Raw genomic sequence first — 25969 nt, 5'->3', positions numbered from 1 at the left:
CATATCAGGTGGCGACAGCGGCGGGGTTCCACCTCTTCCCATTCCGAACAGAGAAGTTAAGCCCGCTTGCGCCGATGGTACTGCAATGCAATGTGGGAGAGTAGGTAACCGCCTTTTTTCACTTTAAGACTTGAATCCTCCGGAAGAGCAATCCTCCGGGGGATTTTTTTTGCGTCTGTACGCATCAGAGGCTTTCTTGGTCCTCATGCAGCTTTATGTCTGTTTTCATCAGGCGATAATTGAATTGTCCGGACAATTACCAGATGGTTTTTGCATGCAGAAACAGACGGAAGTGACTGAATTATAGACACTTCCGAATCTGGGACCAGATGGTTGACGGTTTTGGGGAAAAAGTGGTTTTGAGGAGTTTTTCATATTCTTTACTTCGGCGAGTATTTCTTTTGTTGGTTTGGCATCCATGTCACATACTTATCTCATTATATTGTTTTTGATACTTCAGTATGTCTACTTTTCTTTAGAATTTATCCAGAATGAATAAATCTCTAAGACTATAATCTATTTTCTTTCTTCATTATTTTCCTTTTTTCATATAATTATTTACCTTTGTGGAAAATATTAAAAACACATGGATATCTTAAAGGAAAGGATTATGCAGGATGGCAAATGCTATCCTGGAGGAATTTTGAAAGTTGACAGTTTTATCAACCATCAGATGGACCCTAATCTCATGATGGATGTGGCTAAGGAGTTTGTTCGTCTCTTTGATGGATTGAATATCAACAAGATCGTTACCATTGAGGCAAGTGGTATCGCTCCGGCCATCCTTGTCGGATATTTGAAGCAGTTGCCTGTGGTTTTCATCAAAAAGAAACAGCCTAAGACTATGGATAATATGCTTTCAACTGTAGTCCATTCTTTCACCAAAGATAGAGATTATACCGTCTGCATCAGCAATTCCTTTTTGACTCCTGATGACCATGTGCTCTTCATCGACGACTTCCTTGCCAATGGCAATGCTGCAAATGGTGTGATAGACCTATGCAAGATGTCAGGAGCAACAATCGAGGCGATGGGATTCATAATCGAGAAGGCTTTCCAGCATGGCGGAGATTTCCTTCGCGAACACAATATCCGATATGAGGCTCTGGCTACTGTGGAGAGTCTTGATGACTGTAAGATATTGCTGAAATAATTTTTTCTGCACTTGTCTTCAACGACTGTTTAAGATGTTCTTCTAAGTTCAATATTTCTCTGGACAGGTAATTCTGACAATTATTACTTCTAATATTTCAAAATCCGCATATGGCACAGCATAATGATTTCGGTAAATGGGGAGAAGATCTCGCTGTACATTATCTTTCTGAGAAGGGATATGCCATATTGGAGAGAGATTGGAGATATGGGCATAAGGATATTGACATCATTGCAATTTCTGATGACACGCTTGTATTTGTGGAAGTGAAGACAAGGAGAAACGACACCTTCATGCGGCCGGAGCAGTCTGTCGACTGGAAGAAGATAAAGAACATCACTCTTGCAGCCAATCATTACGTAAAGATGAATGGTATCGACCTGCAGATCAGATTTGATATCATCTCGATTGTGGCAAAGGGAGCAGATGGCAAATGCAGTATAGATCATATTGAAAGTGCTTTCTTGCCATATTATTTCAGATAATGCGGTATTACAGCTCTTTCAAGAACTATATTGAACGATTCTGTAACAGCGTGTGGAATGCTATTTCAAGAACAACATAGAACTAATAATATTTGAGGATTAATATTGGAAAGAATAAAGGTTATAGAACTTGATTCCGTAGACTCTACAAACCGTTATCTTCATGACTATGACGGTGAGGAGGGTGAGCTGATGACAGTAGTCGTTAGCAGAAACCAGACTGCCGGTCGTGGACACGGTGATAATAAATGGGAGAGCGAGGATGGCAAGAACCTTACGTTCAGCGTAAAGGTACATCCTGAGAATCTGCCAGCCAACAGTCAGTATGTCATGCTCGAAGCAATGGCTCTCGCCATCCGTTCCGCTTTGGATGCGGAAGTGAAGAGCGTGAGGAGCTGGTCGATGTTGGAAGACTACGACTTTATGTTCGGCAGGTCGGTGGCAAGCGGAACTGACTGTCGCGGTTTCACCATCAAATGGCCCAATGACATATATTGGGACGATCTTAAGATCAGCGGCACGCTTTCAGAATGTGAGATAAACAGTAGTGGAGTGAAGAGCTGCATCATCGGCAGCGGCATCAATGTGAATCAGCGAGAATTCGTCAGCGATGCTCCAAATCCCGTTTCTCTGTCACAGATAATGCGCCGCACGGTGCCGTTGAAGAAAGTCTTCGAGGCAGTGCTCGCCAAGTTTGAGCATTATCTCGCCATTGTCAATGCGGGCGAGTATGCAAAATTGAAGGAAGAGTATATGGGTGTTCTCTACCGTCGTTACGGTTCCTATGGATATATAGATGGCGACGGCGAGTTTTATGCTCGTATTGAGGATGTTGGTCAGAACGGGCATATCATGTTGCGCAGAGACGACGGGAAGCTTTCTGAATACGAGTTCAAGGAAGTGAAATTCAAATTGAAACAAAGATAGAATATAAAAATCAAACATAACATGGCAAAGTATAATAGAATCCTTTTGAAGCTCAGCGGCGAGAGTCTTATGGGCAAGCAGAATTATGGTATCGACGTGGAACGTCTCAACGACTATGCGCGCCAGATAAAGGAAGTGCATGAGATGGGAGTGCAGATAGGAATCGTCATCGGCGGCGGAAACATCTTCCGTGGACTCAGCGGTGCCGGGAAGGGCTTCGACCGTGTGAAAGGCGACCAGATGGGAATGTGTGCCACTGTCATCAATTCCCTCGCCCTCAGTTCCGCCCTCGGAGCTGTAGGTGTGAAGACCAAGGTGCTCACAGCTATCCGTATGGAGCCTATCGGCGAGTTCTACAACAAGTGGAAGGCTATCGAGGCAATGGAGGCAGGATACGTATGTATTTTCTCAGCAGGAACGGGAAGTCCGTATTTCACCACCGATACCGGTTCTTCACTCCGTGGAATAGAGATTGAGGCCGACGTGATGCTCAAGGGGACAAGAGTAGACGGTATCTATACCGCTGACCCGGAGAAAGATTCTACAGCTACCAAGTTCAGCGAGATTACCTACGACGAGATCTACACTCGCGGTCTGAAGGTCATGGACCTTACTGCTACAACAATGTGCAAGGAGAACAACCTGCCGATATATGTGTTCAACATGGACATCGTGGGCAACCTGAAGAAAGTGATGGACGGAGAGCAGATCGGTACACTCGTGCACAACTGATACAGAATGTCATAAGATCAAACTGTGATAGTAGCTGTGTCTTGCTATTTGTCCATGATGATGGCATGACACAGCTGCTTTGGCTTTAGTCAGAAATCCCGGAGATTCTAATTGTCAATCGGGCTTAATCCCTAAAACGGTCATTCGACCGTCTTATATAATATTGTATAAAACAATCTAACAGGCATTTGGGATAAACGGCAATCCCCCATCTGACTGCCGAATTAGATTCATATTCATGTAAACGACAAATAATGATGGAGACATATTTGATAATAGCAATAGTGGCGTCTGTAGTCGTGCTTTTCATCGGCTACTATTTGGGAAGTAAAGGCAAGAACGCCAATTCGCCAGACAATTCCCAACTTCTTGACAATATGCGTGAACAGATTGCATCCCTTGAAGCCAGGCTGAAAGAGAAAGACAGTACCGTAGCCCGTATGACCGATGAGATTCGCGGACTCACCTCTCAAAGGGATGTGCAGAAAGCCAAGGCCGACAACGCCGTGCAGACCATCGCCATGCAGAAAGAAGATTTCGAGAACCGGCTCCGTAGGCAGAAAGAGCAGCATGATGTGCTCCTTGCCGACCATAAGACTTCGTATGAAAAGCAGATTGCAGAACTGAGAATTTCATATGACCGGCAGGTTGCCGAGCTTAGGGATAACTTCAACACACAGCTCGCCCAGACCAAGGAGAGCGCCGAGAAACAGATTGAGGCCCTGAAGACAATGAACCGTGAGCAGGTGGACAGTCAGCTGAAGCTGATAAAGGAACAGATGCAGACCACCTCCGAAGAGGTGCTGAAGCGTAGACAAGACGAACTCGGCGAGAGGAACAAAGAGCAGGTGTCGAAAATCATCGACCCTCTGCAGCAGAGTCTGAAAGACATGCAGGAAGCCTTCAACAAGTCTAAGCTCCAGCAGAACGAAGCCCTCACGCGTCTTGACGAAACGATAAAGATAAACATGCAGAAGAGTGCCGCCCTGGGCGAGACCGCCGACAGGCTTACCCGTGCGCTCACCGGTGAGGTGAAGGTGCAGGGAAATTTCGGCGAGCTGAAACTCAAGCAGCTTCTCGAAGACCTGGAACTCAAGGAAGGCGAACAGTTTGATACCCAGGAAACGCTCCGCGACAAGGCTGGACGATCAGCCAGAGGCGACGACGGAAAGGGACTGGTGCCCGACTTCATCCTGCATTTCCCAAACAACCGTCACGTCGTGGTAGACTCAAAGATGTCGCTCACCGACTACGAGCGCTATATGAATGCCGCCGACGGCACACCGGAAAAGTCGGAATATCTCAAGGCACATATTGCGAGTGTTAGGGCTCAAGTGCGCCGACTTGCCCGTAAGGAATACACCAAATTCCTGCCCGACGGATACAACAAGCTCAATTTCGCCATCATGTACGTGCCGATAGAAGGTGCTCTCAACCTTGCTCTGCTCAATGATGACACCCTATGGCGCGAGGCATACGACGAGGGCGTGATGATTCTCGGTCCGCAGACCATGTATATGAACCTACGTGTGCTGGAGATGATGTGGACACAGGTGAGACAGCTCAAGAACCAGCAGGTGATGATCGACGCCGCTAATCAGGTGATAGACCGTGTGCAGGATTTCGGAGTGCGCTTCATGGATGTGGAGACGAGCATGAACGACACTATAAAGAAGATGACCAAACTGAAGATCACCACCGCCGACAGCGGTCCGAGCATCATAACGGCAGCGCGGAAGCTGCTCAAGGCAGGAGCTAAGGAAAACCAGCGCAAGAAGACACTCGCCGAAATGGACGAGTCTATATACATAGAGTCTGACGACGCTCCATTGCTCGCCCATCATCAGACTGGTGATGCCGATGTGGCAGCGGCAGACAATGAAACAGACAATAACCCACATACACCGACTGGCAACGAGGAGGCGGACTCATGAAATATATTCTTGCCATAGATTCATTCAAGGGATGCCTGTCGTCGGTCGAAGTGGAGACGGCATTGGCAGAAACCCTCTGTCGTGAGGGAATAGAGACAGTCTGTCTGCCGATGTCAGACGGAGGCGACGGGATGCTCCATGCCTTTACCGCAGCCCTCGGCGGAACATTGGAGCCGGTGTATATCCACGACCAGATGATGCGTCGGGTGGATGCCCAATATGGCATTGCGCCAGACGGCACGGCGATAATAGAGGTGGCACAGGCATGTGGACTGAATCTCGTAAAGGAGGATGAGCGCAATCCGATGCGTGCCACCACGTATGGAGTGGGGGAGTTGCTGTCGAGAGCCATAAAGCGGGGCTGCCGCAATTTCATTATCGGACTGGGCGGCACGGGGACGAGCGATGCAGGAATAGGAATGATTCGTGCGCTCGTGGATATCTTTGCCCGTGGCAAGAATTTCGATGAGGCGATGAATACGGAACTTGGCGAATGTAGGTTCACTCTCGCTTCCGATGTAACCAATCCTCTTTGCGGTGAGAACGGTGCAGCCTATGTTTATGCTCCGCAGAAGGGAGCAACGCCAGAGATGGTGGAACAGCTCGACCGCCGTGCCCGTCTCTTTGCCGAGAAATCAGCTTTGCATTTCGGTTTCGACAAGTCAAACGAACCGGGAGCCGGAGCTGCCGGAGGGTTGGGCTATGCCTTTATGCAATATCTCGGAGCAGAGATGAAGTCGGGTGCCGACCTGCTCTTGGACCTCACGGACTTCAATGAAAAGATAAAAGATGCTGATTTGATAATAACAGGTGAAGGAAGTGCCGACCGCCAGACCTTGATGGGCAAGCTGCCTGAGCGGGTGCTGAAGTGTGGAAAAGAGTCGGGTGTACCCGTCGGACTCGTTGCCGGCGTGGTGGAAGACAAGGAAGTTCTTCTTTCCGCAGGTTTCTCCTTTGTGAAAAGCATAACACCGGAAGGCATGCCGTTGGAAGAGGCAATAAAAAAAGAAGTGGCATTCAGCAACCTCCGTCACTTTGCCGCTTCTCTTATTTAAAACTTAATTTCCGTTGTCGTCTTTCTCGCCAAGTGTGAACTCATCTGTATAGTATCTGAAGCGTAGGCCTATGTTTTACGAGTCAAAAGTATATGTTTTTTGCCTCGTGAATTATAGGCTGGATAATCTTCTGGATATACCCTGTCAGGCAATGCCCAACAGTTCAATTTCGAACACGAGCGTGGAGCCGCCAGGTATTCCCGGTTGCGAGAACTTGCCGTAGCCTTTCTCTGCAGGGATATACACCTCCCATTTGTCGCCCACACACATCTGCTGCATGGCGATAATCCATCCATCGATGAGGTCGCAGAGGCGCACGGCGAGCGGTGCACTGCCGAGCGAGGAATCGAATTTCTTGCCGTTTATCGTGCGTCCCGTATAGTGGGCGGTCACGATGCTGCGCCTCGACGGGTGTCGCCCGTCGCCGAGTCCCTCCTTCAATACCTTATAATATATGCCTCCGGGAATCTCCCTGACCCCCTCTTCCTTTGCTTTCTCCAATAGCCATTCTTTGTTGACTTTGGCATATTCCTGTTTCTTCATGTTTTCTTATTTCCTATTTCAGAAGTTTCACTACGTTTTCAAGACTAATGCCAGTCATTGTCGAAATCTGCTCCTCTGTCATTCCTTTGGCAAACAACGCTTTAGCCATATTGCGTAGCTGTTCATCCTTCAAAGTCAACTGTTCGCTCTGCTGTGACAACTGTTCGCTCTGCTGTGACAACTGTTCGCTCTGCTGTGACAACTGTTCGCTCTGCTGCGACAACTGTTCGCTCTGCTGTGACAACTGCTGCTCTTGCTCCTTGAGCATTTTGTCGCGCTGCATTATAGCTGTATCACGGTCTTCAATGGCTTTGTAGTATTCATCCTCTACATTCATGTCCTGACGCATCTCTGAATTTGCGGCAGCAGCTGTGAGCTTATGCAGCACGTACAGCATGTCGCTGTCATCAGCATACTTGTCTTCGTCTATTTTAAGTACCTGTTGCGTGTCGCCCTCAACTTGGGTCTGGTCGAACACGCTGAGCACCTTCTCAAGTCTGTTGTTCACATTGCCATGCAGAAGAGGAATCTGCACAATAATGCTATTGTGGGTCAGACTTTCCACAAAAGGCTCTTCATTGACGTCGGCCACGACATTTCCGTTATAGTCAAACACGTCATGATTGACATATACTATCGGTTCCTTGATGTTTCCCACCTTGTGCCCGAGGAGATAAACAGCTACCATCGGGTAGGCAAAGCCTTTCTCATCGGCTTCGCGCATGTTGTTCTTGTTGCTGTATTGGGCTCCGAGATATTGGCGGAAACGCAGGGTCTCGGTATTGAGCCATGTCTTCTGCAGCTCTATCAGAACAATGCGGTCCTTTATCGCACCGCCTTCGCGCTCACGCACCGTCGCCGCAAAATCTATGCGGAACATAGACAGGGTGTCGCGTGTGGTGTTGCTGTATTCATGTGGACGCACCGTCACGTGGATCACTTCTTTCTTCAGCAAAGCCGACAGTATGGTCTTGGCTATGCGCTCGTCTTCCATGAGATATTTGAACACGGAGTCGTAAATCGGATTGGCTACATGTATAATCATAACGTTCTGTTTTGTTTCATTTACAAAAGTAGATAAAAAATCCGAATAATGAGTCTCTGTTGCTTAAAAAACGCCACCTAATTCGTCAAAAGGTATTCTGCTTATTCCACTTCCTCGAAGTCTACATATTCTCCTTCGTCTTGGGTGAATATGCGGCGGTTTATCTCGTCTTCGGTGCGGCGGTCTTCTATCACGTCGCCAGTCGTAGTGGTGTAGCGGCGTGAGGAACTGGCATTGCCAGAGGTTTGGCTGTTGCCTGTGTTAGGGCTGCTCCCGAATCCGCTACGAGAAGTGCCGTTTCCGAATCCGCCTTTGGCATTGTCGCCGAATGGGTTGTTGCCGTTCCACTGTTTGTTGAGATCGTCGAATTGCTTTTTCACTTTGTGTATCTGTCTGAATATCACAAAGAGTTTTATTGCACCCCTTATTCCCCAGTAGATGAAGAAGAAGAGTATGATGTATAATAGCAGTTCCATGTTGAGATGTTTTGGTGAGTACTGTCGTTATGCCGCTCTCTCCCTTACCTTGAATAATGACGATATTCGCATAGGGGTGAGCAGTCGCTTCTGTCTTTGGACCGGCAAATATGATGCCATTTGTCCGGCAGAGGGTGTTCCTATGCCTTAGGGTCGTTGGCAGGGGCGGTTTTCTTTGCTGTCTTGTTCACGCAAACCGACAGAATGACATACCATGCTATTATTATGGCGAATGCCGAGAGCTGGAAAAAGGCTATCAGCGGGATGCAGGTTATGATGAATATGTATTTCACTTCGTTTCCTTTCCATCCCCAGTTTTTGAATTTCAATGCGAACATCGGTATTTCGGCAATCAGTATGTAGCTGGTCAGCAGTACCATTGCCATTACGATGAACACGTTGTATGGCGAAGCCTCCAGCAGGTCTCTTGCTCCCACGATGAGCGATCCCCAGAACAGGGCATTGGCAGGTGTCGGCAGTCCGATGAACGATGTGGCCTGTCGGGTGTCGAGGTTGAACTTCGCGAGTCTGAGCGCAGAGAATGCCGCCATTATGTATGCGAAGTATGGCAGGTATTGCCGCAGCGGTTCGAGAGTGGCGGGATAGTCCATCACGGCAAGTTCGGCGAACACCATAGTTGCCGGTGCTACTCCGAACGTGATGTCGTCGGCGAGCGAGTCCAGTTCTTTTCCTATCGGCGACGACACTCCGAGCAGTCTTGCGCTCATGCCGTCGAAGAAGTCGAACACGGCACCTATGATTATCCACAACAGAGCCAGTTCAGGGCGGTTGACGAATGCGAAAGATGTGGCTATGCAGCCTGATATGAGGTTGCAGCAGGTTATGGTGTTTGGTATGTTTTTGGTGATGAAGTTTGCCATTTCTTTTTCTCCTTCCTTTTGTTTCGTTGTTTTGTTTGTTGTTTTTCTCTATGATGGGTTCTTGTCTGCAGGTCTGGCGGATGAGGCTTGGTGAATTGCTCTTTTCGTATTCCGCGTATTTGCCGTTGCCTTCTATATGGCGTTGTTGTCCGCCATTCTTTATAAAAACAAGCCATAGACTCTTGCAGCCCGGCCTTTGGCGTAGGGTCATGAGTCTATGGCTTTATGGTTTCCTCATCATGTGTGTGCTCTTATTTGAGCTTTGCGATGACGGTCTTGTCTCCGGTGGTGCTTTGTCCCATCTTCACGCACACCTCCGTGCCTAGCGGCAGATATACATCCACTCTTGAACCGAATTTGATGAATCCAAGATGCTCGTCGATGTAGCAGTCTTCTTCCGGCTTCGCGTATGTCACGATTCTTCGTGCCACGGCTCCCGCAATCTGTCTGCACAGGATTTCCGTGCCGTCTTCGGTCTCAAGCATTATGTCAGCGTGCTCATTCTCCTCGCTTGCTTTCGGTAGCCATGCCTTGTGGAAGTTTCCGTTCTGATGGTGAACGAATTTCACTTTGCCGTCAACGGGAAACCAGTTGGCATGCACGTTGAAAAGGCTCATGAATATGCTTATCATTAGTCGCTTGTCGTGGAAATAAGTGTTTTCCTCAACCTCTTCGATAACCACAATCTTTCCGTCGGCAGGTGCTACTACCACCTTGTCGGTGTCGCCCTCGAAATATCTTTTTGGGCAGCGGAAAAAGTTCAGCACTATGGCATAGACGATTCCGAAGACGCCGACGAAGCTCCAGAAAGCCGCTTTGCAGTCTACATAGAACCAGAGTATTGCAGCGACGGCGACGACGAAAATCGCCCCGTAGAGCAGTGTGTCTGTTCCTTCTCTATGTATTCTTACGTTCTTCAGTTTTTTTATTTTCTTACCCATAGTATTTCGTCGTAAAATAGAAGCTTGTTTTTAAAGCATCTGCAAAGATACCGCTTTTTTGCGTATTTCGCAAATTTTGTTCTTATTCTTTTGCCATTTCATGGATAAAGTGTAACTTTGAGCCACTTTTATAGCAAAAAGTAAAACAGAAAACTTAACCACCTTATACTCAGCGATGCAGGATTTCATACATTTACACGTACATACATATTACAGTATCCTTGACGGACAGTCGAGCGTATCGAAGCTCGTGGACAAGGCCGTTGCCAACGGCATGAAGGGAATGGCGATAACCGACCACGGCGACATGTTCGGAATCAAGGAGCTGTTCAACTATTGCAACAAGGTGAACGGCAAACTCCGCGACGAGGGCAAGCCCGAATTCAAACCCATCTTCGGTTGCGAGATGTATGTGGCGCGCCGCAAGAAGTCAGACCGCAGCGACCCAAAGGTGGACAAGAGCGGCTACCACCTGATAGTGCTCGCCAAGAACTACAACGGATACAAGAACCTGATAAAGCTCGTTTCCCGTGCATGGGTAGACGGATTCTACATGCGTCCGCGAACCGACCGCGAGGACCTGGAGAGATATCATGAAGACCTCATCGTGTGTTCGGCATGTATCGCCGGCGAGGTGCCGGCAAAAATCCTGCGCGACGACATCGAGGGAGCACGTGAGGCGATAGAGTGGTATAAGCGGGTGTTTGGCGACGACTACTATCTGGAGCTGCAGCGGCACGAAGTGAAAGATCCCAACCAGAGGGCAAACCGAGAGACATTCCCGCTGCAGCAGAAGGCGAACAGGGTGATACTGCAGCTTGCCAAAGAATACGGCATAAAGGTGGTATGTACCAACGACGCCCATTTCGTGGACAAAGACAATGCCGAGGCACATGACCATCTGCTGTGTCTATCCACCGGCCACGACCTCGATGACCCCAACCGTATGCTCTACTCCAAGCAGGAGTGGTTCAAGACCCGTGAGGAGATGAACGAGGTGTTTGCCGATGTGCCGGAGGCGCTGTCTAACACAATTGAGATTCTCGACAAGGTGGAGACATACTCCATCGACCATGCCCCCATCATGCCATTCTTCCCCATCCCCAAAGAGTTCGGAACAGAGGAAGACACACGCCGTAACATCACGCCGGAACAACTATACCATGAGTTTACCTCAGACGAGAACGGCGAGAATCCGCTGCCGAAAGATGAGGCAGACAAGAAGATAAAAAAGCTGGGAGGCATCGACAAGCTTTATAGGATAAAGTTTGAGGCAGACTATCTTGCCAAGCTCGCCTACGACGGAGCAAAGGAACGCTACGGCGATCCGTTGTCGAAGGAAGTGCACGAACGAGTGAAGTTCGAGCTGCATATCATGAAGACGATGGGATTTCCGGGATACTTCCTCATCGTGCAGGATTTCATCAACTCGGCACGCGACGAGCTGGGAGTGATGGTGGGACCGGGACGTGGATCGGCAGCAGGATCCGTCGTGGCATACTGTCTGGGCATCACCAAGATAGACCCGATGAAATACGACCTGCTGTTTGAGCGTTTCCTCAACCCCGACCGTATATCGCTCCCCGATATCGATACCGACTTCGACGATGACGGACGAGGCAAGGTGTTGGAATGGGTGGAAGACAAATATGGCCACGACAAGGTGGCGCATATCATCACATACGGAACGATGGCGACGAAGAACGCCATCAAAGACGTGGCGCGAGTGGAGAAAGTGCCGCTTGCCGAGGTGAACGCCCTCTGCAAGCAGATACCTGACAAACTGTCGGATTCAGAAGGAAACTCGCTGAAGATGAACCTTCCGAACGCCATCAAATGCGTGCCGGCGCTGAGAGAGGCAGAGGCTTCTCCAGACCCGCGGATGCGCAACACCATAACTTATGCCAAGATGCTTGAGGGCACTGTGCGTGGCACAGGTATCCATGCCTGTGGCACCATCATATGCCGCGACGCCATCAGCGACTGGGTGCCGGTGTCAACGGCAGAAGACAAGTCGGACCCCGGCCACAAACTGCTCTGTACGCAATACGACGGACACGTGATTGAGGAGACCGGACTCATCAAGATGGACTTCCTCGGACTGAAGACCCTATCCATCCTGAAAGAGGCAGTGGAGAACGTGAAGCTTCACCGGGGCATAGACATAGACCTCGATACTATCCCTATCGACGATCCGGAGACATATCAGCTATACAGCGAAGGACGCACCATCGGAACTTTCCAGTTTGAGTCAGCCGGAATGCAGAAATACCTGCGCGAGCTGCATCCCACGACATTCGAGGACATCATCGCCATGAACGCCCTCTACCGTCCGGGACCAATGGACTATATTCCATCCTTCATCGCCCGTAAGAACGGCAAGGAAGAGATAAAATACGATATCCCTTGCATGGAGAAATACCTGAAAGACACCTACGGCATCACGGTGTATCAGGAGCAGGTGATGCTTCTCTCCCGTCAGCTCGCCGACTTCACCCGAGGCCAGAGCGACGCCCTGCGTAAGGCGATGGGAAAGAAGAAGAAAGCCATCGTAGACCAGATGAAGCCGATGTTCATCGAGGGCGGAAAGAAAAACGGCCACGACCCGAAGGTGCTCGAGAAAATATGGGCAGACTGGGAGAAGTTCGCCAGCTACGCCTTCAACAAGTCGCATGCCACCTGCTACTCATGGGTGGCATATCAGACGGCATATCTCAAGGCACACTATCCTGCCGAATACATGGCTGCCAACATGAGCCGGAACCTTGCCAACATCACCGAAATCACGAAACTCATGGATGAGTGTAAGGCGATGGGAATAGAGACCCTCGGACCCGACGTGAACGAGAGCCGCAACAAGTTCAGCGTGAACAAAGGCGGAGCCATCCGTTTCGGACTCGCCGCCATCAAGGGAATGGGAGCGGCAGCTGCCGAATCGCTGATTGCCGAGAGAGAGAAAAACGGACCTTACAAGGATATCTTCGACTTTGTGCAGCGAGTGAACCTCAGCGCCTGCAACCGCAAATGCTTCGAGAGCTTGGCGCTCAGCGGAGGCTTCGACAGCTTCGGTATAGACCGTGAACGATATTTCGCACAGAACGAGAAGGGAGAAAACTTCTTCGATACGCTGCTGCGTTTCGGACAGGCATACCAGGTGTCAAAGCAGCAGGCAAGCAACAACCTCTTCAGTATGTTTGCTGATGAAGAAGTGGAAATCGCAACGCCCAAGATTCCTGAGTGTGAACGGTGGAGCGACATAGAGAGACTCAACCGCGAGCGCGACCTCGTGGGCATCTATCTCTCGGCGCATCCTCTCGACAGCTATGCCGTGGTGCTCGAAAACCTTTGCAACACGAAATGTCCGGAGGTGGCAGACAAAAAGGAACTGATGGACCGTGGCGACATCACCGTAGGAGGTATCGTGACCAACGTCCGCGAGTCGATGACAAAGAAAGGTAAACCATGTGGCTTTGTCATGCTCGAAGATTTTGAAGGCTCTGGTGAGATTGCTCTTTTCGGAGAGGCGTGGGGACGCTGGAGGGGAATGTTCTCCATCGGGGCATCGGTGTATATCAAGGCACAGATAACCCAGATGTATGCCGGCAGCAATTTCTATGATTTCAATATCTCCGATATTCAGTATCTGCAGACCGTGAAGGACAAACGTATCGAGAAGCTCACCATAATCATCGATTCGCATAAAATATCCACTACGCTCGTCACAGACCTGTGTCAGAAACTCTCAGCTGATCCAGGCCCGACGCATGTCTATGTGCAGCTCGACAGCATTGAAGACCGTCGCAGCATCACCATGCGCTCGAAGGGCATGAGTGTGAACGTGACTAAAGATCTGTTGTCTTTCATCAAGGAGAACGAAGCGTTGGAATATCATATAAATTGAAAAATATTGATAAAAAGCTTCGCATCTCATAAAAAAGAGCTAAATTTGTGGCGCAATTTGAATGCAGGTCATACGCGGAGGCTGTGGCAACCCATGGAAAGCACCTTGGATAAACAGGGAAATGCCGGTTGTGGCAGCCAGGGGTGATGACATGCGGAGTATGAAAGACATCCTTAGAATTTAATAACAAGAACAATAAAACAAAAATAAAATGGAAGTAACAATCACCTCAGAGAACTTTGAGAGTTTGAAGAATGGCGAGCAGCCATTAGTAGTGGATTTCTGGGCAACATGGTGTGGACCATGCCGTGCCATCGCTCCTTTCGTGGCAGAGCTTGCAGAGGAGTACGACGGCAAGGTAGTAGTAGGCAAGTGTGACGTTGAGGCTAACGACGACATCGCTATGGAGTATGGCATCCGCAACATCCCGACTCTGCTGTTCATCAAGAACGGCGAGGTCGTAGACCGTCTCGTTGGCGGACAGTCTAAGTCTGCTATCCAGAAGAAGTTCGAGACTCTGCTCTAAGCAGATTGTAATGCTCCTTTGCCAGTCGGCATTGTAGGCTGGCTGGGCTGGAGAAAAGGAATTATCGTTCCATATCGCTGTTGATATAGCGGTATGGAACGATTTTCTTTTTCCTGTAAATTATTTAGTCAATATGCTTGTAAATGTAAATATTTTGTCCTGTCTTTGCATTTGAATAAAAAATGGCTGTCATACTATAGCTTTACGTATAGTATGACATATAGGATTTGGATTTGATCGGGTAAATATAGGTGTGCTTTTAAGGTAAAAGCAACAACCGTCGGTAGCATTCATAACGTTGCTTCCGGTGGTTTTTTATTTTGGCCGATTTTTTTTAAAACCATTGGCGGCATCACGCACACTTGAAATATTCTGACATAATTATATTAATGAAGATTGATGATAACAAATGATTTTATCTGAAAACCCCATAAATATGAATCTAAAAACAATAGAACAATTACTGCAAAACGCTCAGATTATATTACAAAAAGATAAGACTGAGAAGAAAGAGCATGAGGCCAGAGGTGAATATTTCAATGTTTTTGAAAATTTACACTTTACGCGTCCAGAGGAGCATCTGCATACACCTATCCTACGGATGCTTCTTGATAAGAATGCCAATCATGGTGTAGGAGATCGCTTTTTAAAGGCTTTTATAGATATGGTTGTGCGAAAATTGAATCCTAATTTTCAATATGATGTTACCTCAAGCAATATTGAATATAAAGACAAATATATTGGTGAAATAAAAATATCAGAAGATGGAAATTCAACAGGAGGAGAGATTGATATCTTTATTAATGATGATAAAGGACATGCTATCATCATAGAAAACAAATTTGACAGATATGGCAATCCTGCCCAGGAACAGCGAAGGCAACTTGAACGATATTACAATTACGGAAAGGAGCATTATGAGGATAATTTTATCTTGATTTATCTCACACCTTCCGGTCAAAGTGCCTCTGAGTATTCTACCGGTCCTAACAAAATAGCATACCATACGCTAAGTTATGATCCATCTGATAAAAAGCCCAATATTATATCTTGGCTCAATAAGTGTTTGGAAATATCTAAACACTGCCCTCGCATTCATGAAGTAATAAAACAATACATAACCTATATAATGAATACAAGACAGATTATGGAAGATAAATATCAAAAAGAATTATTAGAGCTGTTGCTTGCACCCAAAAATATAGATGCGACTCTTAGTATTTTATGTAATGTGCAAAATATTAAACAGAAAATTAGAAGAGATTTCTGCGACCAGTTGGTGTCTTTGGCTGGTGAATATGGTCTTGAACCTCGTGAGCATTATAATGACAGCCTCGTTACCTGGGATGAAGATTATGGATGGATGATTTTTTTAGGGAAAAATAAGCATCAATCACAAGTAGGATTTGTAGTTGGAAATTACTCAAGAACAGATCAAGACTATGGAGGAATGTTATATGGGTTGTCTATTATTAATGGGGATTATTCAGATATAGAAGAGTTGAAGAATGTCTTTAAAATAAAATCAACCGATTCTGATGAGCAACCTTTGTTCCGTTATGAGAAAGATTATCATCATGTTCCTGAAAGTAAAGGAAATTTAAAGAAAGAATTTCCTTTTGGATATTCTTTTTTGTATGATGAAAATAGAGACTGGAATAAAAATTGGTTTGATTGGGATGACCTTCATACATTGGAAGATATGCGCAATGGTAAACTGCTTAAATTCATGAGAAGCCGCTTTGAAATACTTAAAAAAAGTGGTATCATAGAAAAGCTATAGTGTGACTTAATTCATTTCATTATAAAATGGAGTTGTGCCCACAGTTGGCATAGCTCCTTTTTATTTTTGCACCATATTTTTGATATTATAAGGTATAAGCATTAATAATATGGAAAAAATCGCACTTGAATCTTTGCGACTGATAGCAGCAGATTTTGTTAGTCAGCAAGTAATTGATGAGCTTTGCTCTGAAGGAATATATTCAATAAAGAACAGCACAAATGTACATGTTAATGTTGTGTTGGTGTCTACCGATAAAGGAGCAGATAACGTTAATGAAATCTTAGAAACACATGCACGTGCAAGGAGGAATGTCGTAATAAAAACGAATCCAGGACTCTGTATCAAAGAAGAATCTGACATTTTCTCTATATTGTCTTTTCAGGCAGATAGCAATCCATACTTAGAATTGAAAAAGTTTCTGCAACTGTATAATATATGTATAGAGAAGCATAGTATGGTATGCTTTGATTTGTCTGATTTCTTAATACTTATAAGAGGAAGGAACGTAATATCTACCCACTCGTATGTGTATAAAAAAGACATAACAGATGCTCTTGCACATCTAAAGTCTATATGTATAAAAGAAAATGGCAGATATCTTTTGGCAATTACCATAGCCGGCTATGACAATAATGAGATGGAGAAGATGATGCTTCCTGTAAGTGACTATATGGAAACCTTCCCGGATAAGAGCATATTTCATTTTACGATCACGGAAGCTACACCGAAAACATTAACTTTATTCACGTCAATACCTTTGTAGCAGTATGAACAAAAAAGACACACCGGAGCAATATCTTTGAAGTCGAAACGTTATCTATAAAAGTAATATACGAATATGGCACTTAATCAAACCAACAAACTCGTGTGGATTGTGGAGACCATTTATCGGGCACATAAGATTTCATTCGAGGAACTGAACCGCCGTTGGATGGACAATGTGGATTTGAGTAGAGGTGAGGAGATGTTGAAGCGCACTTTCCACAAGTGGAAGTGGAATATCTTCGACACCTTCGGATTGTCGATAGACTGCGAAAAGACCGCTCCATATAGGTATTACATCGCCAATGAGGATGACATGAAGAGTGGAAGTATTGGAAATTGGCTGCTCAGTACGCTATCGGTAAGTAATTTTCTCCTTGAAAGCAAATCAATCAAGAACAGGATTATCCTTGAAGACGTGCCCAGTGGCAGGGAATATTTGGAGCAAATCATCGATGCGATGAAGAAGAACCGCTTCATTCATATCAACTATTTCAACTACTGGAAAGGTGACACACACGACCATTATGTGATGCCGCTATGCGTAAAGCTATTCCGTCAACGCTGGTATTTGTTGGGGCGTAATTGGCCTGCAGGTTATGATCTCGTCTTTTGTCTCGACCGCATTCAAAACTTCCGTCTTTCGAGCCACACGTTTGAATATCCAGAAGAGTTCAATCCACAGGAATACTTCAATGGTTGTATAGGTGTAATTCCTGGCGATGGCACCGACATTGAGAAGGTAAAAATCATGGTCAGTGCCAGTCAGGCTAACTACTTGCGCGACCTTCCTCTGCATGAGTCGCAACAAGAGACTGAGCAAACAAATGAATACAGTATCTTTGAACTGCATGTCCGCCCGACATTCGACTTCCAACAGGAACTGCTGTGGAATGGTGAAGACCTTGAAGTACTCGAGCCGCTATGGCTACGTAATGAGATTGCAGGAAAAATAAAGAGAATGTGGAACAAGTATAAGGAATAATGTTAGATATGATATCATTATTGCTAATGGAGAAAGACAAGTTATATTAGATACTCTATTTGAATCTCTTTGCTAAGCTGAAGAGGTCGCTATAATGACAAATAAAGAAAATGAGCTAAACAAGAAAACTTATGAGCAAGAATATTTCACTTAAATCAATAGTTGATTTTAAAAATGACAGAATCAACTTCTATATTCCCAGCTATCAGCGAGGGTATAGGTGGAAAAGCCGACAAGTCAGCCAGCTGATAGATGATATTGACTCTTTTAGTCCCACAGAATCCACTCCTTTCTATTTTCTCCAGGCATTAGCTGTTGCAAAAGATATAGAGAATAATAGAGTCAATGTAGTGGATGGACAACAGCGACTTACCACGTTAAAGCTGATACTTGGTGAGGAAAGTGGCGAATTGCCAATTGATTATGCCCGTGAGGCAAACGAGGCTCTTGATAAGCATTTTATGAGAATGGCCCAAAAAGTTATTGAGGAAAAATTGGGTGAGACTGGAACCGAAAGAAGAACCGAATTCTGCAAAAAGATAAAGGAGCGTTGCAGATTTCTCTACTATGAAGTTGACATAGATAAGGAATTGTCAACCTTCTACCAACTTAATAGTGGAAAAATCCCAGCAAAGGATTCTGAATTGGTGAAATGCGTCATGCTGACTTTAGGAAATGACGAGGCATCGAATGTAACGAAAGTGCGTGCTGACGAATGGGACGATATTGAACGCATGCTTAATAACAATAGTTTTTTTTCATTCATAACGCCACGTAACACCTGGAAAGAAGATGATGGAATGACTGTTCTGTTGCGCTATGCAGGATTAATTCCAACGAAGACAGAACAAGAGGAAGAGGTTTTTCCTTTTCTTACAAGAATTCTTGACGAACTGAAGACCAAGTCGCGTGTAACGATATGGAAAATGATATACTCGGCATTCTATCGTTTGTCAGAATGGTATAACGACCCTCTTATGTATCATGCTTTTGGAGCTATTGTTCATCAAAGAAATAATAAGGATATCAAGCCCAAAACAAGAAAGGAGATATTGGACGCTATAGAAAAAATGGCAGAATACAAGCCAAAAGAAGACAAGAACGATTACTCCAACTGGGGAGAAGATTTATTTAATTATCTGTTGCTCAGCAATGTCGCTTTCTGTTGGAAAAGATGGCCCTATCGCTATAGCTTTGAAATGCATCGACAAGTAGAAGCTTGGTCGATTGAGCATATATTTGCCAGAAACCAAAAAAATTTGGATGAAAAAGAACTAGAAGAGTGGTTAGGCAATGATTATTCTAAAAGTGTGTTTGACGAGTATCAAAAAAAATGCAATGAAGGAAAAGAAAAAGCAGATGATTGGCTAGCTAATAAGCTAGACAGTAGATACCCGTCAACAACAGAAGACAATTCCGTCAAGAACCTTGCATTATTACCCCAAAATGCGAACTCCTCATTAAATAACAAGTTGTTTGAAGGCAAACGGGAAGCAGTTTCTAAATGGGCATGTGATAGTTGGACGGACTATTGGGCTCCGCCAGTTACAGAAGCCGTGTTTATGAAATCACTCCCAGGATTAAAGTTGACACTTCCATACTGGTCAAAAGAAGACAAAGATAGTTATATAAAGTCTATGAGTATGAATATAGCCAGTTTTATTGACGCATTAAAGAATCCTGTAAGATTATGAGAAATGATATTTTAAAGTACTATATAGAAGTACCTGACAATTTGTTTGCACTATTGTCCAGGTATCGTGTGGTTATCCCTGGTATTCAACGCCACTATGTTCAGGGAGCCAATAATCCCAAAGCAGAAAGCGTACGTAAACAGTTTATAAAAGAAATCTTCACTGCAATAGAAAAAAAGCAGAGTGATTTTAATCTGCATTTCATCTATGGTCCCATCAACACTGATGGAGAAGATTCTTTTGTACCCGTAGATGGTCAGCAACGCCTGACCACCTTATGGTTGATTGCAAGATACGCAGTGGAAAAGGCTGAACCTTCTGACCGTAAGGACTTACTGCGTTTGCTTTCTCGTTTTACCTATGAAGACAGAATCAATGCCAAACGATTCTGCCAGGCATTGACATGTGAAGACTCAATATGGGACATTACCCAAGACCCTAATCCTGATATACTTTGTCAAGATTGGTTTTTGGATTATTGGAAAGAAGATGAAACCGTAGCTTCTATGATAAGAATGCTTTCCACCATTCATGAAGAATGGAATAAGCACAATACAATCACTATAGAGGATGTCTTGACAGCCATTGCTTCTCAAATCAGATTTGAACTGAATATAGACAGATTTTGTGATGATATTTACATGAAGATGAATGCCCGTGGTTTGCAATTGACGCAATGGGAGAACTTCAAAGGCAAATTCTCGGAAGACTTACGCGAAGATATAAAAGAGAGCTGGGATAAAGAGATGGAAGAGCTTTCCAATCGTTTTTTCACTTGTTCAGACGAACAACATGAATTGCCGGATAATGCTTTCTTCGCTTTGTATGCACGAATCATGGCCTACGAAGCGAGAAAATCTGGCGTGGATTGCGGTAACAGCATCAAGCAGCTTGCAGCATACACCCACAATCATAATACCTGGAGTCAGTCAGAACTTCCATTTGTTCCCTATTCAGATTTCTCAGGTATCACTAATGACGAATCCATCGCTTCAACTGTTGCTGCCACATGTGTCAAGATGATAAAAACTGTTCTGGACAACTACCAAAACAAAGTGCCCTATTTTGTAGACGGAGACATTATATTATTTGATACATTCTTTCATCCCCAAAACGGAAATGAACTCGACTTCACACTATGTTGCTATGAATATTTTAAGAAATTCGTCAATGAGGATGTGGATACCACCCATTTCTTGAAAGCTCTGCGCTTAATGTGGAACATTCTCGAAAATGTAGATAAACAATACGAGAATCCAGACAATAGGGTTGAACTTGTCAAAAAACTCATCAGCTTAGAGGACAAAACATTGTACTCTCCCCAAATCAAGGAAATAATCGGTTCTGATGCTCCAGAGCAAGCGAAAGAGGAGGCAGAAAAGGCTGTCCAAATGCATCGAAATGACCAGTCTATGCCAAATGATTGGAGTGAGGAAACACTTGGTCCTTGGAGTAATTGGAATGATGCAATAGAGAAAGCTGAAGAATGGGCATTCTTTCATGGTTCTATCCGATTCCTATACAGAAATGGTAATGGAGAAACCACTTGGGAGAATTTCGCTACCAAACTCAGTAATTGCATGGACCTCTTTGTCTCAGAAGGTCTTTCAGAAGACAAGAAGGTGAAAGCAAACCAAGTGCTTATTTCTCATTGCAAAGAATGGGATAAGATCAGGCGGAAACCGGTATTTGATGCTAAAAAAGAGAGTTGGAAACAAGTTCTAACTGACGTTAAGCTTTCAGAATACGTAAATGGTCTGCTTTTATCACCTAATGAAATTGTAGATAATCATAATGGAATCATACAGATTTTAATTGATGATGCAATATGGAAGAATCTCATAAAGGATACTCCTGGATATGAACTTGAATGGAAGGCAAACTCTCCTTCGTTATGGTTGAACAGGTATCTATATTTAACGGTGAAATTGATGCGCAATAATCGTGAGGACATCTTAGACTCATTCATTAAGAATGTTAACATTATATTTGAAGCCGAAGATGAAAGACGGTACATGGAAATAAAAGGTGTAAACTACTATTTTGCTGTACCTATGTTCTTCGTGTATAAATACAAAGACGAAAAATACCGCTTTGCTTGGCAAACATGGGGATACATTGATATGTATGATGATAATTGGAATAAGTTATTCGATCTATACTACAAAAAGTATGGTGAAGGATTTAATATCGCAATTGACGATCAATCAGACCATGACTCTTCATATTATATAAGAATGATTGAAGATTGTATTGAAAGATATGTGAAATTCAAAGACAATCATAACGAAAAAACATCACAATGATGAAGTTTTTCCAACACCGACCAATAAAAAAAAATCTATGTTGCAGCAGGCAAGGAGAAGAAACCTTTCCTTGCTTTGCTTGCACAATTCATACAAGTTCTTCGCCAGTACCACATAAGTAACACTCCAGTACCAGTTGGGTGGTACTGAGAACGGTACTGGGAGCGTGCGTCAAGCTTATTGTAATCTTCTATAGTGACACAAGAATAACTGAGTCCATAACAATTCTCATGAAGAAATTCTATTTCGCTATCCCAAAGAAAATCGTCATGGTTACCTGCAATAAAAATTTTATATTTGTATGGCAGATAACAGAACCAATTTAAAAAGTCTATAATTTCTCGTTTTGAACCTCCGAAACTAAAATCACCAGAATGTATGATTACATCTGCCCACGGTATTTCTGGAAGCCGATTGTGCTGACCATGCGTATCTGATAAATGAAGTATTTTCATACGTAAATATTTTGAGCTCAACCACTAAAAGTAGAGCATTTTGTTTGTAAATCCATGCGATACGACCTGAGAATTCTACGTTAGCCATAGTTCTTTCGGTTTGAGGGTTATATTCACCACAAAGGTAACTAAAGCAAAACATTCTCATCCGCTTTGGCGAGAATTATTTTATCATGGGTGCTTCATACAATTTACACAGATCGCTTATACAACATTTCATGGTCTGCCTTAGCGACTGTGGTTCCATCACTTCTATCATCGTCCCATAGCTTTGCAACTCCATTATGAAGTCGTAAGTGGGACGAAGCGTAAGTTCGAAGTCGGCATATTCGGTGCAAGAACAAAGCTCTTTTTGTGAGAGATGCAATGGAAGAGAGCGCATGTAGTGTTGGTGTGCACCAAAGGCACGAACAACAATTCGTTGTAAGGGTATATCCTCGTCTATTACTACACCGAAGAAGCTGGAGAAATAGTCCTTAGCATTGAAGTCGCTAGGGAACTTAAAATGATGTTTCCCATATACAGCATGCGGCAATCTCTGCTAAGGAGATGTCTGCTCTATTTGGCACTACCACTTTTTGGCCTATAATGGCTTCTGTTTTTGCTATACGTGACTTATCAAAGTCTTCAATGATAATTTCTCTACCAAGAGAATCTTCCCAAGGGTTGCCCATGCCTCATATACAGCGCAGCACAATAGACGCCCTGCGACGATGCTACATGAAATGGAAAGAATACTTCCGCCTTTCTGCATCAAGGGTTAGTCAACAGCAAGAGGTGCAACCCTCGCTCGTAGAACAGCGTAAGGTGTGCCGTGATTTGCAGCGTGTGATAGGAAACAAGGCATCTGCCGTAGAGCTTGCCCCAAATGTCAAGGCTCTGCTACAAGACATTCTCGACAGCGAGTATCTGGACACCAACGGACTCTACTATGCCAAGTTCGAAGACGAGATGATGTTCATGTCGCCCGAAAAGTCTGTGGCACAGGCATTTCTTTACACCTTGCCTTGCTCGGCTACACTGGATGGCATAAGGAAATGTATAGAAGACTATCTTGAAGACAAAACCGACATTATTAATTCACCCGACAAGTGGTAATATGAGCTATATAGGTATTATAGGTGCAAAAAGACTTGACGATAGCAATGCTTCGTCAGGTCTTGTCGAAGCACAAAAGAAGGCAGTCCAACTGCTTCGCTGCAGCACGGATATGCACATGATAAAACAGCAGACGGGTTGGGAAATGGGTGTAGACGGCAAATGGCGCTATGAAGTGGCAGACCCTTTCCACAATACAGTCGAAATAGAAGACCATCTGAAACGCCATTTTGGCGAGTCCATAAACATCAGCCTATGTATGCACGACATCAGCCTGCTCATAGCATACCCAGCTTTCGAACGGCTCAGTCTATACGCCAGATACACACCAACCAACGAGTTCGCTGGGTATTTCAATCCTTTTAGTTACGGCATGATGATTTGCATGGGAACGCTAAATTCTCCTTTCCAATACCAGACCGAAGGTGTGTTGCTGCATGAGGTGCAGCATCTTATACAAGAGGAAGAGGACTTTGCCCGTGGTGGAAACCTGTCACAAGGCAGGAGACGATATTTGAGAATGGCTGGCGAGGTGGAAGCGCGTAACATATGCATTAGGCACTCGATGAGTCCTGAACAACGCCGCTCGTCGTTGCGGACAGACACGCAGGATGTGCCAGACGCAGAACAAATAATAGTGTTCTGTTAGAATTTACTGATAGTGGATTTTTCATAAATAACCATTGGCGGAATTAATTCAGTGCATGCTTAATTCTAATGTCAGTTTGTGCTAAATTGGGCACGGTGCTTGCCCAACTGGGGAACGCTGCTTTCTCATCATGGGCACGCTGCTTACCCCGGATGGGCAGAATTGCTGTCAGACGTCTGCCCAATAATTGACTGTTGTAATACTGTTTCCTAACCTTGATTTTTCCCCCCACAGCGTGGGGAACATAACCCCCTAATGTGGGGTTTCATTCCCCACGTTAGGGGGGATATAAGCCGGTGAGTCAACTTTACGAAAAATTGGTGGGTTTAAATTTGCTTATTACAAATACCCGTATTCCTGTTTTCTGGATTCTGCAAACGCATACAATCCCTATAGTCTGAATTCCTCACATCTGACAATTCGTAAGCGTATCCGCGATGCTCGTGTATGCGGTCAAAAAAAACATCGCCCAAGTTTTATTCCCTTTCTTCAGCAGACCATCCAGACAATTGGCTGACAATCGCCAGACAGTCAACTGTCTGCCTGTCAGAATGTTATGACGAAAAACCAGATGGTCTGACAGTTTTTCAGAAATTCTCGCTTTTACTAAGAATCAGAGGTGTGGGCATCCATTTCGTCAGCTTTTTTATCATGGCCTTTCCTTTCCTCTCATTTTCTTTCCGACTCCTTTTCTCTTATCGCTTGTCATCTTCTTTTCTTGAAGAACTCCTGCATCAGCGTCCGGCATTCCTCTTCGAGTACTCCTCCGATGGCTGTCGCTTTGGGATGAAGTACGTCGGGGGCGAATCTGCGGTAACCACGCTTTTCATCGGGTGCTCCGTATACGATGCGTGGTATCTGTGCCCATCCGATGGCTCCTGCACACATGGGACACGGTTCCACGGTGACGTAGAGCGTGCAGTCGGTGAGATATTTGCCTCCCAAGGCATTTGCGGCAGCCGTTATCGCCTGCATTTCGGCATGTGCGGTAACGTCGGTCAGGGTTTCCGTCAGGTTGTGGGCACGGGAGATGATGCGGCCGCGACACACCACGATGGCTCCCACGGGAATCTCTCCCTTGTCGAAAGCAGCCTGTGCTTCAACGAGAGCCTTGCGCATGAATTGCTCGTCTTGGTTTTCAGTGTTCATTGTGGATAAAGATTGTTTCCTTTGTCAGAACTTGACACTTCTCGTGCCGTCTTCGTTCTCTTTGATGTCCACATGGACAGCGTCCTCCGGCAACAGATCTTCTATCAGCTCCGGCCATTCTATAAGGCATATTCCGCCTCCATAGAAATAATCTTCATAGCCCATATCGTAGACCTCTTCCAACTTTTTGATGCGATAGAAGTCGAAGTGATAGATAGGGTAGTCCACGGTGTCAGACTGATATTCGTTCACGATGGCGAAGGTTGGCGACGTAACGGTGTCTACCACGCCGAGACAATCGCAGATTGCCTTGATGAATGTAGTCTTGCCGGCACCCATCTTGCCGTAGAAGGCGAACACCTTGGCGTCGCCCATGTTGTTTACAAACTCTTTGGCAGCTTCGTTGATGCTGTCGAGACCGTTTATTGTTATTTCTTTGTTCATTGTCGTTTGTTTTGTCAAGGGAAATACGGAGTCCTCTGTCGG

Annotated in this window: 25 protein-coding genes and 1 rRNA gene; 16 read left to right on the top strand and 10 right to left on the bottom strand. The window is 45.1% G+C overall.

The window, feature by feature from the left end:
- Positions 1-4: 4 nt before the first annotated feature.
- From rrf to ST42_RS04550, 7 genes are all read left to right on the top strand, one after another.
- Positions 5-117 (top strand): 5S ribosomal RNA (rrf, locus tag ST42_RS04580).
- A 469-nt stretch (positions 118-586) separates the two neighbouring features.
- On the top strand, positions 587-1153 hold the full coding sequence (gene xpt / locus ST42_RS04575; protein ID WP_022317138.1) for a xanthine phosphoribosyltransferase: 567 nt from the start codon (positions 587-589) through the stop codon (positions 1151-1153).
- Between the two features lie 110 nt (positions 1154-1263).
- Positions 1264-1638, top strand: a complete 375-nt coding sequence (locus tag ST42_RS04570; protein ID WP_042517346.1) for a YraN family protein — start codon at positions 1264-1266, stop codon at positions 1636-1638.
- A gap of 105 nt (positions 1639-1743) precedes the next feature.
- Positions 1744-2565, top strand: coding sequence for a biotin--[acetyl-CoA-carboxylase] ligase (locus ST42_RS04565; RefSeq protein ID WP_052486445.1), 822 nt, complete (start codon positions 1744-1746; stop codon positions 2563-2565).
- Positions 2566-2586: 21 nt separating this feature from the next.
- Complete coding sequence (gene pyrH / locus ST42_RS04560) at positions 2587-3297, top strand: UMP kinase (RefSeq protein WP_044065244.1); 711 nt, start codon at positions 2587-2589, stop codon at positions 3295-3297.
- A gap of 254 nt (positions 3298-3551) precedes the next feature.
- Complete coding sequence (rmuC, locus tag ST42_RS04555) at positions 3552-5231, top strand: DNA recombination protein RmuC (RefSeq protein WP_231556909.1); 1680 nt, start codon at positions 3552-3554, stop codon at positions 5229-5231.
- Positions 5228-6286, top strand: a complete 1059-nt coding sequence (locus tag ST42_RS04550; RefSeq protein WP_044072542.1) for a glycerate kinase family protein — start codon at positions 5228-5230, stop codon at positions 6284-6286. The genes rmuC and ST42_RS04550 overlap by 4 nt, the downstream gene beginning before the upstream one ends.
- 144 nt (positions 6287-6430) lie before the next feature.
- On the opposite strand, the gene ST42_RS04545 is transcribed toward ST42_RS04550, so the two are convergent.
- From ST42_RS04545 to ST42_RS04525, 5 genes are all read right to left on the bottom strand, one after another.
- A complete protein-coding gene (locus ST42_RS04545; RefSeq protein WP_044072539.1) occupies positions 6431-6829 on the bottom strand; it encodes an FKBP-type peptidyl-prolyl cis-trans isomerase in 399 nt (132 codons plus the stop codon).
- Between the two features lie 13 nt (positions 6830-6842).
- Complete coding sequence (locus ST42_RS04540) at positions 6843-7874, bottom strand: hypothetical protein (RefSeq protein WP_042517354.1); 1032 nt, start codon at positions 7872-7874, stop codon at positions 6843-6845.
- Positions 7875-7975: 101 nt separating this feature from the next.
- The gene (locus tag ST42_RS04535; RefSeq protein ID WP_044072537.1) at positions 7976-8350 is read right to left on the bottom strand and encodes a DUF4834 family protein; all 375 of its coding nucleotides are present in this window, start codon (positions 8348-8350) and stop codon (positions 7976-7978) included.
- A 140-nt stretch (positions 8351-8490) separates the two neighbouring features.
- Positions 8491-9231 carry a CDP-alcohol phosphatidyltransferase family protein gene (locus ST42_RS04530; RefSeq protein ID WP_042517363.1) on the bottom strand — a complete coding sequence of 247 codons (741 nt, stop codon included), beginning with the start codon at positions 9229-9231 and terminating at the stop codon, positions 8491-8493.
- A gap of 251 nt (positions 9232-9482) precedes the next feature.
- On the bottom strand, positions 9483-10172 hold the full coding sequence (locus ST42_RS04525; RefSeq protein ID WP_042517358.1) for a phosphatidylserine decarboxylase family protein: 690 nt from the start codon (positions 10170-10172) through the stop codon (positions 9483-9485).
- Between the two features lie 175 nt (positions 10173-10347).
- Here ST42_RS04525 and dnaE point away from each other — a divergent pair, with 175 nt between their 5' ends.
- From dnaE to ST42_RS04490, 7 genes are all read left to right on the top strand, one after another.
- Positions 10348-14073, top strand: a complete 3726-nt coding sequence (gene dnaE, locus ST42_RS04520) for a DNA polymerase III subunit alpha (protein WP_044072535.1) — start codon at positions 10348-10350, stop codon at positions 14071-14073.
- 211 nt (positions 14074-14284) lie between these two features.
- A complete protein-coding gene (trxA, locus tag ST42_RS04515; RefSeq protein ID WP_022317124.1) occupies positions 14285-14599 on the top strand; it encodes a thioredoxin in 315 nt (104 codons plus the stop codon).
- A gap of 409 nt (positions 14600-15008) precedes the next feature.
- A complete protein-coding gene (locus ST42_RS04510; protein ID WP_082028576.1) occupies positions 15009-16382 on the top strand; it encodes a PDDEXK-like family protein in 1374 nt (457 codons plus the stop codon).
- Positions 16383-16491: 109 nt separating this feature from the next.
- Complete coding sequence (locus ST42_RS04505) at positions 16492-17148, top strand: hypothetical protein (protein WP_044072532.1); 657 nt, start codon at positions 16492-16494, stop codon at positions 17146-17148.
- A 75-nt stretch (positions 17149-17223) separates the two neighbouring features.
- Entirely contained in the window at positions 17224-18132 is a 909-nt protein-coding gene (locus ST42_RS04500) for a helix-turn-helix transcriptional regulator (protein WP_044072529.1), read from the top strand.
- A gap of 131 nt (positions 18133-18263) precedes the next feature.
- Positions 18264-19826 carry a DUF262 domain-containing protein gene (locus ST42_RS04495; RefSeq protein ID WP_044072527.1) on the top strand — a complete coding sequence of 521 codons (1563 nt, stop codon included), beginning with the start codon at positions 18264-18266 and terminating at the stop codon, positions 19824-19826.
- Positions 19823-22132 carry a DUF262 domain-containing protein gene (locus ST42_RS04490; RefSeq protein WP_044072526.1) on the top strand — a complete coding sequence of 770 codons (2310 nt, stop codon included), beginning with the start codon at positions 19823-19825 and terminating at the stop codon, positions 22130-22132. Before ST42_RS04495 ends, ST42_RS04490 begins: the two co-directional genes overlap by 4 nt.
- 35 nt (positions 22133-22167) lie before the next feature.
- Here the strand turns inward: ST42_RS04490 and ST42_RS13440 are convergent, their stop codons facing one another.
- From ST42_RS13440 to ST42_RS14000, 3 genes are all read right to left on the bottom strand, one after another.
- A complete protein-coding gene (locus tag ST42_RS13440) occupies positions 22168-22587 on the bottom strand; it encodes a metallophosphoesterase (protein ID WP_082028575.1) in 420 nt (139 codons plus the stop codon).
- A gap of 163 nt (positions 22588-22750) precedes the next feature.
- Positions 22751-23122, bottom strand: coding sequence for a WCX domain-containing protein (locus tag ST42_RS04485; protein ID WP_044072525.1), 372 nt, complete (start codon positions 23120-23122; stop codon positions 22751-22753).
- Entirely contained in the window at positions 23088-23261 is a 174-nt protein-coding gene (locus ST42_RS14000; protein WP_197068906.1) for a hypothetical protein, read from the bottom strand. Before ST42_RS14000 ends, ST42_RS04485 begins: the two co-directional genes overlap by 35 nt.
- Between ST42_RS14000 and ST42_RS04480 the strand changes: the two genes are divergently transcribed.
- Together ST42_RS04480 and ST42_RS04475 are read left to right on the top strand one after the other, a co-directional pair.
- Positions 23260-23685, top strand: a complete 426-nt coding sequence (locus tag ST42_RS04480; RefSeq protein ID WP_044072523.1) for a hypothetical protein — start codon at positions 23260-23262, stop codon at positions 23683-23685. The genes ST42_RS14000 and ST42_RS04480 overlap by 2 nt on opposite strands.
- Before the next feature lies 1 nt (position 23686).
- Entirely contained in the window at positions 23687-24334 is a 648-nt protein-coding gene (locus ST42_RS04475; RefSeq protein WP_044072520.1) for an LPD23 domain-containing protein, read from the top strand.
- Between the two features lie 705 nt (positions 24335-25039).
- On the opposite strand, the gene ST42_RS04470 is transcribed toward ST42_RS04475, so the two are convergent.
- Positions 25040-25483, bottom strand: coding sequence for a nucleoside deaminase (locus tag ST42_RS04470; RefSeq protein ID WP_044072518.1), 444 nt, complete (start codon positions 25481-25483; stop codon positions 25040-25042).
- A 24-nt stretch (positions 25484-25507) separates the two neighbouring features.
- Positions 25508-25927: a tRNA (adenosine(37)-N6)-threonylcarbamoyltransferase complex ATPase subunit type 1 TsaE gene (gene tsaE / locus ST42_RS04465; RefSeq protein WP_022315677.1), complete on the bottom strand. Its 420-nt coding sequence runs from the start codon at positions 25925-25927 to the stop codon at positions 25508-25510.
- Positions 25928-25969: the final 42 nt, after the last annotated feature.

This window comes from Prevotella pectinovora (genome assembly GCF_000834015.1).
Taxonomy (GTDB): domain Bacteria; phylum Bacteroidota; class Bacteroidia; order Bacteroidales; family Bacteroidaceae; genus Prevotella; species Prevotella pectinovora.
Note: the sequence above shows the minus strand (reverse complement) of the source record. Positions and strands in the feature narration are given on the sequence as shown.